Annotated in this window: 14 protein-coding genes; 6 read left to right on the forward strand and 8 right to left on the reverse strand. The window is 29.9% G+C overall.

What is annotated here, in order from left to right:
* Nucleotides 1-42 precede the first annotated feature (42 nt).
* Nucleotides 43-660 carry a DsbA family oxidoreductase gene (locus tag ABXT66_RS06365; protein WP_443644727.1) on the reverse strand — a complete coding sequence of 206 codons (618 nt, stop codon included), beginning with the start codon at nt 658-660 and terminating at the stop codon, nt 43-45.
* Nucleotides 661-815: 155 nt separating this feature from the next.
* Between ABXT66_RS06365 and ABXT66_RS06370 the strand changes: the two genes are divergently transcribed.
* Genes ABXT66_RS06370 through ABXT66_RS06380 form a run of 3 tightly spaced genes read left to right on the forward strand, consistent with a single transcriptional unit; the run spans nt 816 to nt 3,177 of the window.
* Complete coding sequence (locus ABXT66_RS06370) at nt 816-1,619, forward strand: SDR family NAD(P)-dependent oxidoreductase (protein WP_443642650.1); 804 nt, start codon at nt 816-818, stop codon at nt 1,617-1,619.
* Between the two features lie 34 nt (nt 1,620-1,653).
* Nucleotides 1,654-2,412: an SDR family oxidoreductase gene (locus ABXT66_RS06375; protein WP_443642651.1), complete on the forward strand. Its 759-nt coding sequence runs from the start codon at nt 1,654-1,656 to the stop codon at nt 2,410-2,412.
* 30 nt (nt 2,413-2,442) lie between these two features.
* A complete protein-coding gene (locus ABXT66_RS06380; RefSeq protein WP_443642652.1) occupies nt 2,443-3,177 on the forward strand; it encodes an SDR family oxidoreductase in 735 nt (244 codons plus the stop codon).
* Between the two features lie 7 nt (nt 3,178-3,184).
* Here ABXT66_RS06380 and yghU read toward each other — a convergent pair whose 3' ends face one another.
* The 3 genes from yghU to ABXT66_RS06395 all read right to left on the reverse strand — a co-directional run bounded on the left by yghU (nt 3,185) and on the right by ABXT66_RS06395 (nt 7,353).
* Nucleotides 3,185-4,051: a glutathione-dependent disulfide-bond oxidoreductase gene (yghU, locus tag ABXT66_RS06385; protein WP_443642653.1), complete on the reverse strand. Its 867-nt coding sequence runs from the start codon at nt 4,049-4,051 to the stop codon at nt 3,185-3,187.
* Between the two features lie 34 nt (nt 4,052-4,085).
* A complete protein-coding gene (locus ABXT66_RS06390; RefSeq protein WP_443642654.1) occupies nt 4,086-5,726 on the reverse strand; it encodes a GMC family oxidoreductase in 1,641 nt (546 codons plus the stop codon).
* Nucleotides 5,727-6,180: 454 nt separating this feature from the next.
* On the reverse strand, nt 6,181-7,353 hold the full coding sequence (locus tag ABXT66_RS06395; protein ID WP_443642655.1) for a CaiB/BaiF CoA transferase family protein: 1,173 nt from the start codon (nt 7,351-7,353) through the stop codon (nt 6,181-6,183).
* A 163-nt stretch (nt 7,354-7,516) separates the two neighbouring features.
* Between ABXT66_RS06395 and ABXT66_RS06400 the strand changes: the two genes are divergently transcribed.
* Entirely contained in the window at nt 7,517-8,956 is a 1,440-nt protein-coding gene (locus ABXT66_RS06400) for a cryptochrome/photolyase family protein (protein WP_443642656.1), read from the forward strand.
* A 179-nt stretch (nt 8,957-9,135) separates the two neighbouring features.
* On the opposite strand, the gene ABXT66_RS06405 is transcribed toward ABXT66_RS06400, so the two are convergent.
* Entirely contained in the window at nt 9,136-9,294 is a 159-nt protein-coding gene (locus ABXT66_RS06405; RefSeq protein WP_443642657.1) for a hypothetical protein, read from the reverse strand.
* 13 nt (nt 9,295-9,307) lie between these two features.
* On the opposite strand from ABXT66_RS06405, the gene ABXT66_RS06410 reads away from it, so the two are divergent.
* Complete coding sequence (locus ABXT66_RS06410; RefSeq protein WP_443642658.1) at nt 9,308-10,015, forward strand: metallophosphoesterase; 708 nt, start codon at nt 9,308-9,310, stop codon at nt 10,013-10,015.
* A 3-nt stretch (nt 10,016-10,018) separates the two neighbouring features.
* On the opposite strand, the gene ABXT66_RS06415 is transcribed toward ABXT66_RS06410, so the two are convergent.
* Together ABXT66_RS06415 and ABXT66_RS06420 are read right to left on the reverse strand one after the other, a co-directional pair.
* Nucleotides 10,019-10,495 carry a LabA-like NYN domain-containing protein gene (locus ABXT66_RS06415; protein ID WP_443642659.1) on the reverse strand — a complete coding sequence of 159 codons (477 nt, stop codon included), beginning with the start codon at nt 10,493-10,495 and terminating at the stop codon, nt 10,019-10,021.
* Nucleotides 10,496-10,526: 31 nt separating this feature from the next.
* Nucleotides 10,527-11,738, reverse strand: coding sequence for a threonine ammonia-lyase (locus tag ABXT66_RS06420; RefSeq protein WP_443642660.1), 1,212 nt, complete (start codon nt 11,736-11,738; stop codon nt 10,527-10,529).
* 104 nt (nt 11,739-11,842) lie between these two features.
* On the opposite strand from ABXT66_RS06420, the gene ABXT66_RS06425 reads away from it, so the two are divergent.
* Nucleotides 11,843-13,045, forward strand: coding sequence for a serine hydrolase domain-containing protein (locus ABXT66_RS06425; protein WP_443642661.1), 1,203 nt, complete (start codon nt 11,843-11,845; stop codon nt 13,043-13,045).
* 59 nt (nt 13,046-13,104) lie between these two features.
* Here the strand turns inward: ABXT66_RS06425 and ABXT66_RS06430 are convergent, their stop codons facing one another.
* Nucleotides 13,105-14,151: an aldo/keto reductase gene (locus tag ABXT66_RS06430; RefSeq protein ID WP_443642662.1), complete on the reverse strand. Its 1,047-nt coding sequence runs from the start codon at nt 14,149-14,151 to the stop codon at nt 13,105-13,107.
* Nucleotides 14,152-14,203 lie beyond the last annotated feature (52 nt).

Genomic DNA, 14,203 nt, shown 5'->3' on the forward strand with positions numbered 1-14,203 from the left:
GTATAAGTACCATTTTTAAAATATATATAAATTATAAACATATTAGATTTTGGGAACACCAAAATGATTTAAGAACTGTTCTAAATTTTCATATGGCTGTGCACCAACTAAACTTTGTCCTGAATAAACAAAAGTTGGCACACCAGTAACACCATACTTTCTAGATTTTTCCCAATCTTCATCAATATTGCTTTTAAATGTTCTGTTTTTTAGTACTAATTTAGCTTCATCTACATCAAGATTAGACTTAGATACAACCTCAAGTATAACTTCTTCTAATCCAACATTTAAACCGTTTACAAAATAAGCTTCAAAAAAATTATCATGGATTGAAGTATTATTTTGAACTGTTTCTGCCCAAGCACCAATCTCTTGAGCTAATCTACTATTGTAGGTATGAGTTCTATCATTGTATGGAAGGTTTTCTTCATTCATCAAACCTTTCATTCTAATATTTTTTTCTTTAATATCGTCTGAACTTGTTCTAAAAAGTTCAAGTAATGTTCTACCCTCTTTTGGTGTTTCAGGATGTAAAGGGAAATGAACTAATTTTACATTTACATCAAAGTTCTTTTTTATTTTTTTTACTCTAGCATCTCCTAAATAACACCATGGACACACATAATCAGTGAAGACTTCGAAAATAGTTTGGTTCATAATATATTTTCTACCTTTATTTTATAATCTTTCCTAGAATAACTAAAGATATAAATATGTAAAATTAATTGAAAAAAAAATTAATATTTTTTAGAGTTGTTTTATTGGCTTATATTATAAAATTGCCCCTCTCTTTTCTAAAGCGAAAGATAAAATTCATGAAAAAACTTGAAGATAAAACAGCGATAATAACAGGTGGATCTAAAGGCATAGGAAAATCTGTAAGTTTATCTTTGTCAAATGCTGGAGCTTCAGTCTTGATACTAGATGTTGACGAAACTAATGGACAAAATCTAGTAGATGAAATTTTAAGTAATGGCCATCAAGCTTCATTTTATAAAATGAACGTTGCAAATGAACATGAATGGCTTACTTTTATTAAATTTCTTAAAGAAAAAAATGTTTTAGTAGATATTTTGATTAATAATGCTGGAATTTGGTTAGGTAAAGAAATCCATGATGTAACACTGGATGAATATCATCAGTTGATATCTATCAACTTAACTGGGGTATTTTTAGGCACTAAATATTTAACTCCTTTTTTAAGTGATGCTGGCAAAAATCTTAAGTATGGAAGTACAATCGTAAATTTGAGCTCAGTTGCAGGATTAGTCGGCTCCCAATTAGATCCTCTATATTCAATGACAAAAGGAGGCATAACAACTTTTACTAAGTCTATGGCTATCTACTATGGAAAGAAAAAATATCCCATTAGAATAAATCAAGTTCATCCAGGTATTATCCAAACAGATATGGGTGCTAAAGTATCTAATTCAAGATTAATTCAAAACCCAAACATGACTAAAGATGAATCAAATTCAGTAGGAATTTCACAAACACCTCTGGGCAGATTAGGAAGTGCGGACGAAGTAGCTAAGACTATTTTATTTTTGTCTTCGGATGAATCTAGTTTTATGACAGGATCTAGTTTAGTGGTTGATGGCGGGTTAACCGCTCAATAAAGTAAAAAATTAGTTTAATGAGAAAGATATACTTATGAAAAGAAACTTAGATGATAAAGTAGTGTGGATTACTGGAGCAGGGTCAGGCATAGGTCAAAACGCTGCTGTAACATTATCTAAACTTGGTATGAAGGTAATTTTATCTGGAAGAAATGTCAAAAACCTGCAGGAAACAGCTCTCAAATGTGAAAACAGTCCAATTATCAAAAAGTTAGATATTGCAGATAAAAATCAAGTTAAAAGTGTAGCTCACGAAATCAAAATGGAATTTATGCATATAGATATATTGATCAACTGTGCTGGTATAAATATAGAAAATAGAGATTGGGACAATATTAATGAAAATGAATGGGACGATGTTTTTCAGACCAATATAAATGGATTGTTTTATTGTTGTAAATCTGCAATACCAATGATGAAAGAAAGACAAGATGGATTAATAATAAATATTTCTTCTTGGTCAGGAAATCATGTCAGCCTTCTCTCTGGTGTTTCTTATACTTCTTCAAAACATGCATTAAATGCAATGACCGAAACTATCAACATGAAATATTGTAATTTAGGTATTAGAGCCTGTGCGTTATGCCCTGGAGAAGTATCAACAGCCATTTTAGATAAAAGACCAAAAAAATTATCTAAAGAACAAAAAGATAAAATGCTTCAACCAGATGATTTAGGAGAAACAATAGCTTTTATTTGTCAAATGCCGAAACATGTTTGTATTAACGAATTAACTATTAGCCCAACTTGGCACAGAAGATATATAGCAGACTTAGGTATCGAGGAATTATAAATTCAAATAACAAAAGATAAAAAGTATTAAATGCAAAGAAATTTAAAGGATAAAGTGGTATGGATTACGGGCGCAGGTGGAGGCATGGGTCAGCATATTGCATTAACTTTATCTAGGCTACACAGCAAAGTTATTTTATCAGATGTTAACGAAAAATCTCTCAAAAAAATTTCCCAAAAATGTACTTATTACTCTTCAATAAAACCTTTAGACATAACAAAAATTAATCATGTCAAAACTGTTGTTAAAGAAATTGAAAATGATTATGGCCAATTAGATATTGTAGTAAATGCTGCTGGAATGAATATACAAAATAGAGATTGGGATGATATAGAACAAAACGATTGGGATCAAGTTTTCAAAGTTAATATAAATGGAATGTTTTATTGTTGTAAATCTGCGCTAAAGTTAATGAAAAAACAAAATGACGGATTAATAATAAATATTTCTTCATGGGCTGGAAATCATATTAGTTATTTATCTGGCACGTCGTATATTGCTTCAAAACACGCTATTAATGCAATGACAGAAACAATTAATATGAAATATTGTAATGTTGGCATAAGAGCTTGTTCAATATGTCCAGGGGAAGCCTCGACACCATTACTAGACCAAAGACCTGTACCTCTTTCTCAAGTAGAAAAGGATCTTATGCTTCAAGTTGAAGACATAAGTGAAACAGTTGCTTTTGTAGCACAAAGGGAAAAACACGTTTGCGTCAATCAAATAACAATAAGTCCCACACATAATCGATTATATTTATGATTAATTATTACTGAATTTTGTCCTGCGTTTTAGAAATAAAATCCTTAGCATCATGTCTTTCATGAAGTTGACTATCCAACTCACCATTAATTCTATTAACTATTCGTCCACGTTTAACTGCTTCTCGGCTATCGATCATCAGAGCCCATCTAACAACATTTTTATAAGACTTTACGTCCAAGAACTCTCCAGCACCATATAACCTACCTAAAACTAACGCTCCGTACCAAGGCCATATAGCTATATCTGCAATTGTATATTCATTACAACAGATATAGTTATTATTTAATAATTGTTTATCTAAAACATCTAATTGTCTCTTAACTTCCATAGAAAATCTATCAATAGGGTATTCAAATTTTTCAGGGGCATAAGCATAAAAATGTCCAAAACCACCTCCAAGGTATGGCGCACTTGCCATTTGCCAAAATAACCAATTTAAGCATTCAGTTCTTTTTTCAAATTGTTTTGGTATAAATTGATTAAATTTATCTGCCAAATATAGCAAAATTGAACCTGACTCAAAAACTCTTATTGGTTTTTCAATAGAGTTGTCTATTAAGCTAGGAATTTTTGAATTAGGGTTTATTTCAACAAATCCAGATGTAAATTGATCACCATTTCCAATTCTAATGAGCCAAGCGTCATATTCTGCTTCTGTAATTCCTAAACTAAGCAACTCCTCAAGCATTATAGTTATTTTAACACCATTGGGAGTACCTTGAGAATAGAGTTGGAAAGGGTGTTTTCCAAGAGGAAGGTCTTTTTCACTTGTATAGCCTGAAATTGGTCTATTTATATTTGCAAATTTACCACCATTTTCTTTATCCCAAGTCCATTTTTTTGGTGGCATATAGTTATTTGATTTTGACAATTGAGTATCCTTCAATATTAGTTTAAGTAATAAATTAATAGTTTAAATTAATTGTTTCCAAAGGTTCTTTTCCAAGTACTAGATCTGAACCTTTCTCACCAATCAATGTTGCACCTGAATGTAAATTTGCAGATAACATGGTTGGCATTATTGAGGCGTCAATAATTCTTAAATTTTGTAATCCATAAACTTTAAGGTTATTATCAACAACTGCTGTAGGATCTGATTTTGGACCCATCCTGCATGTTCCCATTTGATGATAGGTAGTAGTTCCTCTTTCTCTAGCAACCTGGAGTAGTTCATCATCAGATTGCATATTAACTCCAGGATAAACTTCATAATCAAAGTATTTAGATAAAGCTTGAGAATGCATTAATCTTCTTGAAAGCCTCAAACCTGCAACAACAACTCTTTTATCTTCTTCAGCGTCTAAATAATTTGGTTGAATTAGGGGCGCATCGAAAGGACTATTACTTTTAGCATTTACCCAGCCAAGAGATTCAGGCCTTTGTTGCCAAGCAGCAACCGTAAAACCTGGTTCAGTGTCTAGAGTTGATTGAACACCTTCTTTATAAGAGGCTGGAGTGAATGTCATTTGTAAATCATGGTTTTTAATAGACTCGTCAGAGTGCCAGAAACAATAAACTAAAGTAGGGCTTAAATTAACAATTGATTGTTTTCCCAATACATATTTACCAATTTCTTTTAAAAGTTTTAGTCCTCTTGATTTTTCATTAATTGTTTCAACATTTTTAGCTCTTGCAGTTAATCTTGGAGCAAAATGATCTCTTAAGTTCATTCCAACACCTTTTAAATCGTGAATTACATCAATTCCTACATCTTTTAAATATTTACCTGGACCGATTCCAGACAATTGAAGTAAATGAGGTGATTTAATTACTCCTGAAGAAAGGATTACTTCTTTATTAGCCTTTAAAATGATCTTCTTTCCTCTTATTCCACCTTTCAAAAATTCAACACCAGTTGCTGTTTTGTTTTCAATAATTACCTTGGAAACGAATGCGTTAGTAATTATTGTTAAATTCTTTCTAGATTTAATTGGGTTTAAAAAAGCTTTTGCTGCACTAACTCTAAACCTACCTTGAGTTGTTCTTTGTACATATGAGACACCCTCTTGAAATTGACCATTATAATCTTTATTACGAGGAATTCCTTCCTCCACAGCACCTTTTATAAATGCTTCACATAAAGGGTCTCTATATTCCAAGTCGGTAATCGGCAGCTCTCCTTCTGATCCTCTGAAAACTTGATCATGCTCAGCAAGTCTATTTTCGTATCTCTTAAAATAAGGAAGTAAATCTGAATAACTCCAGCCTTTATTACCTTTTTGGGCCCAAACATCAAAGTCCATGTTTTGACCTCTGTTGAAAACCATTCCATTAATAGAACTAGATCCTCCTAATGTTTTTCCTCTTGGAATATCAATAACTCTTCCATCTGTTCCCCAACTTGGTTCAGCTTTAAATAGCCAATTTACACTCGGGTTTGTAAGAGTTTTCATAAAGCCTGCTGGTATATGAATAAACGGGTTCCAATCAGACGGACCAGCTTCTAAAAGACATACTGAGTTTTTACTATTTGCACTTAATCTATTAGCTAAAACACATCCAGCAGATCCAGCACCAACAATAATGTAATCAAAGTGATTTACCATGAAATATCCAGTCAAAAAGGTCAAAATTACAAAATTAGTAATTAACATAGTAATTAATCATGTAGCTAATACAAATAGAAAAGAAATATTTTTTGAATAAAAAAGGTTTTTGCTAATTTAGACTCTGAAGCCACAAAACCAAACTATCTCTTAAACCAGATGAAACAAAAAAATTCATAATTTCGTTATGGAAAAAGAAAAATAACGCTGCTAAAATTATACCAAAGATAAAAGTCATTTAAAAAAAACCTATTAAAAATATAAAACAAACATAAACATTTAAATCACTTGAAATCTACAAAAAAAAAAATTAGGATAAAATTAATTTAAATGTAGGAAATAATTTATGAGTGATAATCAATACACATTTACTGAAAGTTTGAAATCTGAAACAACATTAGCTTTGTTAATTTTTATACCGTTATTATTTACTATTACTGTATAATTTAATATTTCAAAAAATTATTTTATCTTTATAAAAATTTGAAATTTTTTGATCATCATAACCTAATTCAAGCATAATTTCTCTAGTATGTTGACCTAGATAAGGTGCAACGCTAAAATTGCCTTTTTGATCTAAAGGTTTCATTCCTGGTAAGTTTGGTATAGGCCACAATACATCCGTTGTTGGTTGCTTTAACCAAGAGATCAAATTAAGAGCTTGAGCCTGTTCGCTTTTAACAAACTCTCTATAGTTTTGAACTTTTTCGTTTTGAACTTGAAATTCATTAAGTAACTTTTTCCAATATTTAGTTGGTTTATTAATAAATAATTTTTGTACTTCTTTAGTAAGAAAAGATTCATGTTTTCTTCTTTCAGCATTACTAGAAAACCTCTCATCATTAATAAAATCAAGCCAACCAACTGCATTACAAAATTTTTCAAATTCATGATTTTTTACTACAATTATTTGAATCCAGCCATCTTGTGTTTTAAAAGTGCCTGAGGGTGATGAAGCATGAGTATAAGGTCCTTCCATGTAACAACTCATTAACCTTATAGATTGCATTGCTGCAGCAGATTCCATTAAACTAATTTCAATTTTCTTTCCAACTTTTTCAGTCAGTCTTGCATATAAAGCTGTACTTACTAACTGGGTTGCATACAAAGCTGTAGTCATATCAAATATTATGACAGGAGTTCTATGAGGAACGTTATCAGGCCCTTTATTTTCAGACATAAATCCAGTAAATGCTTGAAGTACAGGGTCCATTGCTGGTTTATGGCTCATAGGACCTTTCTGGCCAAATCCTGAAATAGATAAATAAATTAATTTAGGATTTATATTTTTTAATCTTTCATATCCATATCCTAAACGATTTATTACGCCAGGCCTAAAGCCTTCAATAAAAATATCGCAATTACTAATGATTTTATCTAAAATAGATTGACTATTCTTATTTTTCAGATCAATAACAAAACTTTTCTTTCCTAGATTAGCTGTTACTGAAAATGCTGAATGCTGACCATATTCTTGCCCAAGGTTTCGTGCCCAATCTCCATCTTTAGGCTCTATTTTAATAACCTCTGCTCCATGTTGAGCCAAAAGCATTCCGCAATATGGTCCAGCAACACCTTGCGAAAAGTCTATTACTTTTAATCCTTCGTAGGGTTTTTCGTATGACATTAAAAATCTCTCTTATTAATAGTTAATGGTAGTACTTTAGGCTTTTAAAATACAACTATTATATTTTATGATTTTTGAATTAGTTGAAATTAGTTTAATTTAAACATATTAACTTAATGAAATAATTTAAGTTTAATATTTTGACAAAAATAAAGAGAAAACATTGAAAAACAAAGCTAGTATATACTGGATTAGACAAGACCTTAGATTATATGATAACCCAGCATTAATTGAATCAGTAAAAAACGGGACTATCATTCCAATATATATTTTGGATGATATAAATTCTAAAGAACATAAAATGGGACAGGCAAGTAAAATTTGGCTTCACCACTCATTAAAAAAACTTAACAAACAAATGAATAATAATTTATTAATTTCAAGAGGAAATCCTGAAAATATTTTATTAGAAATGTGTAAATTAGAAAAAATTAAAAATGTTTTTTGGAACCGAGTATATGAACCTTGGGCCATTTCAAGAGATAAGAAAATAAAAGAAAATTTTAATAAAGAAAATATTGAAGTTGTGTCCTTAAACGGTTCTTTGCTTTGGGAACCATGGGACGTATTAAAAAGTGATGGTACTCCTTATCGTGTATTCACTCCCTTCTATCGAAGAGGATGTCTCAATGCCAAAGAACCAAGAAGGCCTAAAAAGGCCCCTACTAAAATAAATTATTTTCCTATTAAATATTTTAAAAGTTTAACGATCGATGACCTTGATTTATTACCAAGTCATAATTGGAAAGATAAGATAACAAATTCTTGGAATGTTGGTGAAGAAGCAGCTCTTTTAAGGTTAGATAACTTTATAGAAGCTGAATTAGATGGTTACAAAGAAGGTAGGAATTTCCCTACTAAGAAAAATGTGTCTCGATTATCTCCTCACTTACATTGGGGAGAAATTTCACCAAATACAGTATGGTACAAAATTAAAGATTTGAGTGATATTGGATTAAGGCATCAGCAAGATACAGATACATTTTTATCTGAAATGGGTTGGAGAGAGTTTTCTAACTCTTTATTATTTTATTTTCCAGAATTACCAAAGAAAAACTTACAAACTAAATTTGATAGATTTAAATGGGACAATAACAAATCAAAACTTAAATCATGGAAAATGGGTCAAACAGGTTATCCAATAGTAGATGCTGGCATGAGAGAGTTATGGTCAACAGGGTACATGCATAATAGATTAAGAATGATAGTTGGATCATTCTTGGTGAAAAATCTTTTATTACATTGGCATGAAGGAGAAAAATGGTTTTGGAATTGTTTAGTAGATGCTGATTTGGCAAGTAATAGTGCTAGTTGGCAATGGATTGCAGGATGTGGAGCTGACGCAGCACCATATTTTAGAATTTTTAACCCTATTACTCAAGGTTTAAAATTTGATATTGATGGAGAATATGTTAGAAAATACGTACCAGAACTATCTAAACTCCCTAATAAATTTTTGTTTAATCCCTGGGAAGCTTCACAAGAAATACTTGATAAAGCAAATGTTGAATTAGGTAAAAACTATCCAAAACCAATAGTTGATTTAAAAACTTCAAGACAAGAAGCACTGTCAGCATTTGCTAAATTAAAAGTCTATCAATAAATGATTTCAAAATTATATAAATATTTTTTTTTTGTAGTTTTATTTATTATTACTTATTTATTTTATATATTTCCATTTGAAATATTGAATAAATATTTATTGAATGAAAGTGTCAACTTCCAATATTCTTTGATAAATACTACTATATTTTTTACACTTATAATTTATTACTTAAAGTCTCATAATACATTTAAACCTCTTAAAATATTTGTATATGAAGGTTTAGGGATTGGCTTTATTAGTTTTATTGTCATTTCATTCAGTATTTTAGTGAATTTATCTGGCATATTTAAAGAAACTTCAATTGGCATAACTTCGTTAATTATCATATTTATCATATCGGCCTATGGAATGATTAATGCAAGAAATATATCTATTAAAAATGTAGAATTAACTTCAGCCAAAATTCGTAACAATCTAAATATAATATTTATAAGTGATGTTCATCTTGGAACTAACACAACTAAACATTTAAAAAAAATCCTAAATAAAATAAAGACCATTAAATATGATTTTATAATAATTGGTGGTGACTTAATTGATTCAAGTTCTTTTAACATAAATGATTTAACTATTTTAAATGAAATCAAAAAAGACATCTACTTCGTAAATGGAAACCATGAATATTATTTAAAAAATTATAAAGATAAAATGTCGCAATTAAAAAAGTTTAATATACGCATTTTAAAAAATACCTCTAAAGAAATTGATCAAATTAATTTAATTGGAATTGATGATATAGAATCTAAAAATTCTAAAATTAAATATGTAACTAAATTTAAGAAAGATAATTTATTTAATCTAGTGATTTCTCATAAACCTGATATTTGGGATGATATAAATAAAAACGTTGAACTTATGGTTTCAGGACATACTCATAACGGACAAATATTTCCATTTAACCTTATTGTAAAGTTAAAGTTCAAATATATTTATGGATTATACGTAAAGAACAAATCAAGACTTTATGTGTCTTCAGGCTCTGGATGCTGGGGACCAAAATTAAGAATTGGATCTTCAAATGAGATTATTAATATTAAATTAACATCTGAAGATTGAAGTTTATTTTAAAAGTAAATCTTTATTAATTTCATAAAATTTTGTTGAGGAGTGTTTAAGAGAATTTGCGGTTAATTGCCCTACTCCATAAACTTCTGTTAAGACATTATTTTTATTAATAATTTTTTGTATTAAAAGGTCAAAATCACCGTCACCAGATGCTAAGACTACAATATCTGATTTTGGAGCATAATCTAAAATATCGATAGTAATTCCTACATCCCAATCCCCTTTTGAGGAACCATCTGAACGACTGATATAAGGTTTTAATTTTACGTTAAAACCTATACCTCTTAAAATATTCTGGAATTGTATCTGCTTTGCATCATTCTTGTTAGTAGTGTACGCAAAGGCCACGACAACTTCTCTATCATAAGTTATCTTTTTCCAGAACTTATTATAGTCAAAATTTGAGTTAAAAGCTTGCTTTGTTGTATAATATATATTTTGCACATCAACAAATATTGATACTTTCTGCATCCACGACCTTTTTAAAATTCTTCAATTACTTTTAAACTAAGCCTTCAATTTCTACTGGTAAGTCATTTCTTTCAATTTCTTGAATAATTTTTTTTAAATGCTCGGAATTTTGTGTTTCGATTGTAATATTTAACTTAGCAACACTAGCAGATAAATCCATCGCAAATCTACTATGCTCAACCTCAAGTACGTTTGCACCTTCATCTGCACAAATTTTAGAAATAATTTGTAATTGCCCAGGTTTATCTGGCATCGTAATTGTAAGTGTAGTTACTTGACCTGACCTAACTAAATCTCTCATTAAAATTGACGATAAAACTTTAGAATCTATATTACCTCCACAGAGGATAACTCCTACCTTTTTACCTTTAAACTTTTGACTATTTTGAATTAACGCAGCTAGACCTGTTGCTCCCGCACCCTCGACAACTACTTTTTCATGTTCCGCTAGCATAGCAATAGCTCTTTCTATAGATTTATCAGAAACAGTAATTACATTATCAACAAAATTTTTAATAAAAGACATAGGTATTTGTCCTATCTCAGATACAGCTATACCTTCAGCCAAAGTTGAGCCCTTACATTTAATTTTTTTATTAAACATTATATTTGTTAATGACGGATATAATTCAGATTCAATTCCAATTACTTTTATATTTTGGTTCATTGCTTTTGCGGCTAATGAACAACCAGCTATTAAACCACCTCCACCTACTGGTACTAAAAGTATATCTATATCATTGCAATCTGATAACATTTCATATGAGATAGTTCCTTGCCCAGCAATTACATTCAAATCATTATAAGGGTGTACTTCTGTATACCCTCTTTCATTTATAAGCTTTTGAACATACTCGTATGATTCACCTAAACTAGAGCCATGTATTATTACGTTTCCACCAAAGTTTTTGGTTCTTCTAATTTTAGTAAAAGGAGTACCTTCAGGCATCACTATATTTGAATTAATATTCATTTTTTTTGCAATAAACGCTAAACCTTGAGCATGATTACCAGCTGACATTGCTACCACACCTGACTGTTTTTCGTCATCCGAGAGAGATAAAAGCTTAGAGTAAGAACCCCTTACTTTAAATGCTCCTGTGTATTGTCTATTTTCAAACTTAAAAAAAATATCAGTTCCTATTTTTTCAGATATGGAGTTCGAAAAACTAGTTTCAGTCCATTTAACATTATCTGTTATTTTTTTATGAATATTTATGATATTTTTAAAATCTAAATTCATTGTATTCTCTTTTTATTTAGGAGTATGATGAGTTATCTATCAAAGTAATTTTTTGTCAAATAATTTTGATAAATAAAACTGTCTTTTTAATTTTGTAAGAAAAAATGACTGAATTTAAATTAAATAAAATTATGAGTGGGAGTCCTTTACCTAAAGAATATCAGGTAACACTTCAGAATTGGAGAAAGTATCCCTATAATTGTTGGGCATTTGTTAATGTAAGAAATTTAATTCCAACTGCAGAGATTGATAATGATCCGAATACAAAAATCAAAATAGAAAAAAATCTAACTAATCTACATGATATGTTGATTAAACATAAAAACTCTTCGGCTAATCTTCAAAATATTTTAAAAAAATGTGATACAGATGCTTTTTTGGTAATGCACAAAGGAAAGTTAAAGTTTGAATATTTTGATAAATTTACTTATCAAAATACCCCACATATAATTTTTTCAGTATCTAAATCTCTTACTTCATTATTAACTGGTATTTTGGTTAATAACAAAATTCTTAATTTAACAGACACTGTTTCTTATATAATTCCTGAAACTAAAGGATCAGCATATGAAGATGCAACTTTAAGAAACGTTCTTGATATGAATGTAGCATCTGGTTTTATAGAGGATTATGCTGGAGAAGCTGAAATTTTTAAAAAATATAGATCTTCTACTGGATGGGATTTACCTGATGAACATTCAAATATTGAAAATACTGGATTACATGAATTTCTTTCAACAATGCCTAAGTCTAAAGAACCACATGGAAAAAAATACCATTATTGCTCTCCACATAGTGACTTATTAGGTTGGATAATTGAAAGAGCTTCAGGTCAAAACTTTTCTAAAATCTTATCTAATTTATTATTTAAACCATCTGGCATAAACTTTAGTGCTAACGTTACCTTAGATAAATGGGGTGCGTCTAGAGCAGCAGGAGGTATAAGTATTTCTCCATATGATTTACTATTAATTGCTGAGATGGTGCGATGTCTTGGCTCTAATAATAACGGACAAATAATGCCTGAATCGTGGATTAAAGATTTTCAAAACTACAAAGATAATACCAATTATCTTAATCAAGATCACTTAGAGAGATTCCCTAAGGGCAATTACAGATCTAAATGGTATCAAACAGGTTTTAATGATGAAGAGTTTTGTGCCATTGGAATTCATGGACAAAATATATGGATTAATCCAAAAAAAGAATTAACAATAATTAGAATGTCTTCAGCTTCAGAACCTATAAATATTCAAACAGAAGAGCTAATGTTCTCAGTTTTTAAAGAAATTGCTAATATATTATAACTACAAGTATATAGTCCACTCGACATTATATATTGGTTAAAAAGTAATAAAAAATAAAATTAGAAAGTAATTGGAAATTTTTTATATAGTTTATTTATTTCTAACATAACTTCGTCTGAAAGAACTATATCTAATCCTTTTAAAATATTGTTTAATTGCTTATTATCAGTAGCTCCAAATATAACAGAACCCATAAATGGTCTTTGATTACAAAAAGCAAGTGACATATGAACAGGGTCTAAATTAAATTTGTTGGAAAGGGAAACATACTCTTTTACTGCCGAGGTAGAATTTTCATTAATTCTTCCAAATAAACTTGGCACCCTTGAAAGTCTTGAATTATTAGGCACATTATCATTGATATATTTACCAGTCAAAAATCCTCCTGCTAAGGGAGAATATGATAACAAGCTTATGTTCTCGTGATGAGACATTTCTGCCATATCAAGATCGTATAATCTACAAAGTAAACTATACTCGTTCTGTATTGATGCAATAGTAAGATTAGGAAAGTTTTTTAATTGATCTAGAAATTGTGAAGTGCCCCAACATGTTTCGTTTGATAGACCAATATGCCTAATTTTACCTTCTTTTTGCAAATCGGATAAAGCATTAAGCACCTCATTTATATTATCTTTTGTAAGGTTAGTATCCTGGTTTGTAGGATTATAATTCCAATTTTGTCTGAAATGATAGGAACCTCTATTTGGCCAATGTAATTGATATAAATCTATGTAATCTGTTTTAAGCTTTTTCAAACTACCTTCTATAGCTATTTTAATGGACTTTTCATCTATACCTTTACCATTTCTTACAGCTTTATAACCTTTGCCTGATATTTTTGTAGCTAGAATAAAATCAGCTCTTTTTGATTTATTTTTTTCAATCCAATTACCTATTATAACTTCTGTATCACCAGTTGTTTCTTCACGAAGAGGACAAGTAGGATACATCTCTGCAGTATCGATAAAATTAATACCAGAGGATATCGATTGATCAATTTGCAAATGTGAATCTATTTCAGATGTAGCCTCACCAAAAGTCATAGTGCCTAAACAATAAGAAGAAACTCTTAAATCAGATTTTCCAAGTTTGTTAAAGTTCATCAGTACCACCATAAATGTTTGAATTAAAATAGTTTAATTATAAAATAAAAAA

Origin of the sequence: Candidatus Levibacter sp. Uisw_134_01, assembly GCF_047717795.1 — a bacterium.
GTDB lineage: Bacteria > Pseudomonadota > Alphaproteobacteria > Puniceispirillales > Marisalimonadaceae > Marisalimonas.